Annotated in this window: 4 protein-coding genes and 1 pseudogene; all 5 read left to right on the forward strand. The window is 42.4% G+C overall.

Translation table 11 applies throughout. The features are described from left to right. The first annotated feature begins 242 nt into the window (after positions 1–242). The 5 genes and pseudogenes from U2718_RS13010 (at position 243) to U2718_RS13030 (ending at position 2,315) form a co-directional block, all read left to right on the forward strand. Positions 243–758: a GNAT family N-acetyltransferase gene (locus tag U2718_RS13010; RefSeq protein ID WP_341997254.1), complete on the forward strand. Its 516-nt coding sequence runs from the start codon at positions 243–245 to the stop codon at positions 756–758. 253 nt (positions 759–1,011) lie between these two features. After that, positions 1,012–1,233: a hypothetical protein gene (locus tag U2718_RS13015; protein ID WP_341997253.1), complete on the forward strand. Its 222-nt coding sequence runs from the start codon at positions 1,012–1,014 to the stop codon at positions 1,231–1,233. Between the two features lie 179 nt (positions 1,234–1,412). Beyond that, positions 1,413–1,640, forward strand: a pseudogene (locus U2718_RS13020) (hypothetical protein). A 49-nt stretch (positions 1,641–1,689) separates the two neighbouring features. Continuing rightward, entirely contained in the window at positions 1,690–1,965 is a 276-nt protein-coding gene (locus U2718_RS13025; RefSeq protein WP_341997251.1) for a DUF433 domain-containing protein, read from the forward strand. A 2-nt stretch (positions 1,966–1,967) separates the two neighbouring features. After that, positions 1,968–2,315 (forward strand): DUF5615 family PIN-like protein, encoded by a 348-nt coding sequence (locus U2718_RS13030; protein WP_341997248.1) that lies wholly within the window; start codon positions 1,968–1,970, stop codon positions 2,313–2,315. The last annotated feature ends 199 nt before the right edge of the window (positions 2,316–2,514 follow it).

Genomic DNA, 2,514 nt, shown 5'->3' on the forward strand with positions numbered 1-2,514 from the left:
AAAATGTCTGTATAAATCCCACACAGGGTGGTTATATGGAAGTATTCCGTATAATGTCTGTATTAGACGTGTTATACGGAAAGTGTCTGTATAAATACCCCATACAGGGTGGTTATATGGAAGTATTCCGTATAATCAATAGTTCGACCGCTTCGTTTCAGTCGTTTGGGGGTAATTTTGAGTTGATCAGTGAGTCGATAGTGTAATCTCGGTAAGGCGATCGTAAGAGTTGATTTCAGCAGATGCAAATTGAGATCATTGAAACATCAAGACTAAGAGGTGAAAGGGTTTGTGAATCTCACTGGAACCTGTGGTTTGAAATGGGTCGTGATTCGAGAGTTATGGCAACCTTGGGAGGAATTTGGAATCCAGGAAAAGCTGTAGAAAAATTGTACTGGAATTGCGAACAGTGGGTGCAGTACGGTCATGGGCTGTGGATGTTGTTTGATAAAGCAACGGGTTCCTTTACTGGACGTGCTGGAATCCGCAAGGTGGTAGTAAACGCGAATGAAGAAGTTGAACTAGGATATGCGTTGATGCCTGAGTATTGGGGAAAAGGGTTAGCGGTAGAGATCGGGCAAAAAGCCTTATCGGTAGCATTTGAGCAGTTTCATTATTCAAACGTTGTCTGCTTTACGTTGACTGATAACAAGCAATCAGAGAGGGTGATGCAAAAATTAGGATTTACCTACGAGAGCAACATTATTCATCACAATGAGCCGCATGTTTTGTACCGATATCAAAACCCTGCCACATAAAGCGGTCGAACAATCCCGTTGCACACCGACCGTATCGAGATTGTTGGTTGAGTGTGAGAGGTTATCTGCGGCGGGTGAACGGGGTCGTTAACTCAAATACTTGGTTGGGCTGTGCATTCACCTTATCTGTTAGTAACCAAAATCAAGTTAATGCGAGGTTATTTATGAGGCAGTACGTTAGGCTTGCCACTCAGACCCAGAGCCAAACTTGATTGCGATACTATAGAGTCAATCTGTAGCGCAATTTTTTCCTATGACTACCTTACCAGAAATTGAAGCAGCTATTAGACAGTTGCCCGAAGACGATGTTCGTCAACTCTCAGTTTGGTTGCAAGAGTATTTGGATGAGATGTGGGATCGGCAAATTGGAGACGATTTAGCATCAGCTAAACTAGACAAGCTAATTGCCAAAGCAGAGGCAGATATTGCAGCTAACAGAGTCAGAGATCTCGATGAAGTCCTTCGCAACACCTGACTTTTGGGAAGCATATGCTTTAAAAAGGTAGGCAAGAATCTGTGGTCTGCGCGTGTTAGTAGTGATTATCGAGCATTGGCTTTGAAAAAGGGTGAAGATTATTATTGGTTCTGGATTGGTGCGCATGACAAATATGAAGCTCTGCTGAATTAGATAAACGTCCAAATTCCACCCGAAAGGTGAACCTATGTCAAGAGCAACTTTCTCCTGCTGATGCCGAAGTCATCTTAGGGCGTTTACCTGAGCGAATTCGACAAGCTCTGATTGCTCGTGCTACTGAAATTGAGTATCCAGTCGAAGCGGTAATTGAAATGGTGTTCACGTAGTGTCTCTGAAAGAGAATCGCTAGTTTCCTTGATACAGAGGCATTAGGTTTTGCAGATTGCAAACCAGGAAGAGGGCAATAACATAAAACGCTAAGATTACAAGAAATAGCTCATCAATAGGCAAAACTTTATGTTTCAAGCAACCGAACACTGTCATATTGTCAGAAATAGTGAGATTCTGAGTGGTGAACCAATTATCAAAGGAACAAGGACTCCGGTTCGAGCGATTGTAGAAATGTGGCGACTTGGGGTTTCACCAGAGGAAATTCCTCATCGCCTGCCACACTTGACTTTGTCGCAAGTATTCGATGCTTTAAGTTATTACTTAGATCACCAAGCAGAAATCAATGATTATATTGACCGTAATCGCATTCCTAATGAGCTAATCGATCCACGAGTTCGGTAAGCATGATTGATATCTTTATTCACGTTTATTTGGATGAAGATGTTGATGTGCTTGTAGCCAGTCTGCTGCGCTCTCGTGGCTTTGAGGCAACTACCGCACAGCAAGCAGAACAGCTTGGCAAAACCGATGCAGAACAATTGGAATATGCTACGAGTCAAAGAGCAGCAATTCTTACACACAATCGGACAGATTTTGAGAATCTTGCACGGGAATATTTCGAGCAAGAGAGGATGCACTATGGGATCATCATTGCTGTGAGAAATCCATATCAGGAGGTTGTCCGTAGGCTACTTGCAATTCTAAACAGCACAACCGCAGACGAGATGGAAAATCAGATCCTCTACATCTGAGGCTGATGCAGATAATGCTTTTCTCTGGAGTGCCACTTCGCGATCGCGTTTAACAGCAAATATTCTGTACATTATCAAAGTCTATTTGTCAAGTATTTTTAAGAAATTAATATTCTTCAGAAAAGCCAAGACTTAATCCTGAAATAAACTTTGTAGTTTGCAGATACGCCCCAGGGTTAGGAGAAAATTATGGCATCAG

The organism is Chlorogloeopsis sp. ULAP02, assembly GCF_038404745.2.
Lineage (GTDB): Bacteria > Cyanobacteriota > Cyanobacteriia > Cyanobacteriales > Nostocaceae > Chlorogloeopsis.

What these genes read in the sequence shown, in the direction of transcription:
- U2718_RS13015 (WP_341997253.1), top strand. Translation starts at nt 1,012, where the DNA reads ATGACTACCTTACCAGAAATTGAAGCAGCTATTAGACAGTTGCCCGAA.
- U2718_RS13030 (WP_341997248.1), top strand. Translation starts at nt 1,968, where the DNA reads ATGATTGATATCTTTATTCACGTTTATTTGGATGAAGATGTTGATGTG.
- U2718_RS13010 (WP_341997254.1), top strand. Translation starts at nt 243, where the DNA reads ATGCAAATTGAGATCATTGAAACATCAAGACTAAGAGGTGAAAGGGTT.
- U2718_RS13025 (WP_341997251.1), top strand. Translation starts at nt 1,690, where the DNA reads ATGTTTCAAGCAACCGAACACTGTCATATTGTCAGAAATAGTGAGATT.